General features: G+C 48.8%; 2 protein-coding genes. Both read left to right on the top strand.

Features of this window, described 5'->3' with window-relative positions:
• On the top strand, positions 1–325 hold a 325-nt coding region (locus CVU71_18670; protein PKN16575.1), incomplete at its 5' end, for a protein-L-isoaspartate O-methyltransferase.
• Positions 313–1,209 carry a hypothetical protein gene (locus tag CVU71_18675; protein PKN16576.1) on the top strand — a complete coding sequence of 299 codons (897 nt, stop codon included), beginning with the start codon at positions 313–315 and terminating at the stop codon, positions 1,207–1,209. The genes CVU71_18670 and CVU71_18675, both read left to right, overlap by 13 nt.
• Positions 1,210–1,329 lie beyond the last annotated feature (120 nt).

Below are 1,329 nucleotides of genomic sequence, written 5' to 3' on the forward strand. Positions count from 1 at the left end.
AGCACTGGCCACGCGGGCAAGAAAAATTCTGGACAGACTCAACTGCTACAATGTCGCTATTCGTGTTGGAGACGGTTCTTATGGCTGGAGGGAGGAAGCACCTTTTGATGCGATCATCACAACGGCCGCCGCTCCGCAGATTCCTCCGTTTCTGGCAGATCAGCTTGTCCCGGGAGGCAGGCTCGTTGTTCCCGTTGGCAGCCGTGATGTTCAGACCTTGTATAAACTGACGCGCTCCGTGGACAATCCAGCAGAAATGAAAAAGGAAGACCTGGGCGGGGTTCGTTTTGTCAGCCTGATAGGTGAGAGTGGATGGAAATCCTGATGCGACAAGCCTGTGATCGTCCGGCCCAAAGGTGGAAAAAGTGTTTTACTTTTTTCTTGATAACACTCTTCGGCTTGTCTTTACTGATTGCCTGCACCGGACCGCAAGTTCAAAAAGCACCGGTAAAAGGTGTGTATCACATAGTCAAAAAAGGCGAAACGGTATACAGCATATCGCGCGCTTATTCGATCAGCCTGCAGGAACTGGCAAAAATCAATAACATCAAAGATGTTTCGAATATTAAGGTGGGTTCTGTTATCTTTATCCCCGATGCCGTGAAGGTGATAGACGACGTGATCGCGGCCGCAAAAATGGCCGATACGGATAACCGTAGAAGCACCGTATGGCGGGAGGAAAAGGCTTCAGAGCGGGAAAAGACACCCGCACCGGTTTTGACCGGACCATCGGATGCCAGGCCCGAAGGGGCGCCCACCCGAACCCCTCAGGTGACTGATGGAGCCGATGAAGACAAACGTTCGGCAGTCGAAACAAATGATCAAGCCTATCCGGATAACAGCAAACTGGTATGGCCGGTCAAGGGAAAGGTAAAAACAAGTTTCGGGGTTCAGCCGAACAAAACGTACCACAACTGGATCAAGATTGCCTGCCCGGCGGGAGCACCTGTAAAAGCGGCTGCCCGGGGGACCGTTATTTTTTCGGCTAATTTGAAAGATTTTGGAGAAACAATCATCATCCGTCATTCAAATGGTTTTGCGACGGTTTATACGCATGTCAGAAAAAGACATGTCAAGGCTGATCAAACTGTCAAAAAGGGTGAAACCATTGCTCAGGCCGGAGAAATGGATGAAAAAGGAGGCGTCTATATCAATTTTGAAATCCGCCGCAATGGTAAAGCACAGAATCCTCTGCCGTATCTGCCCTAGACATATAACGGGCACCCTGAGGCTGACATTTATGAAGCATTTCAGTAAATTGTATTAATCATTGACTAATTGAATGAAAAGTGGTAATCTGCTACGTTATTACGGAAAGGCAGGGAAATG

This window comes from Deltaproteobacteria bacterium HGW-Deltaproteobacteria-6, assembly GCA_002840435.1.
GTDB lineage: Bacteria > Desulfobacterota > Syntrophia > Syntrophales > Smithellaceae > UBA8904.

Coding starts and splice junctions, on each gene's coding strand:
- CVU71_18675 (PKN16576.1), top strand. CDS start 313: ATGGAAATCCTGATGCGACAAGCCTGTGATCGTCCGGCCCAAAGGTGG.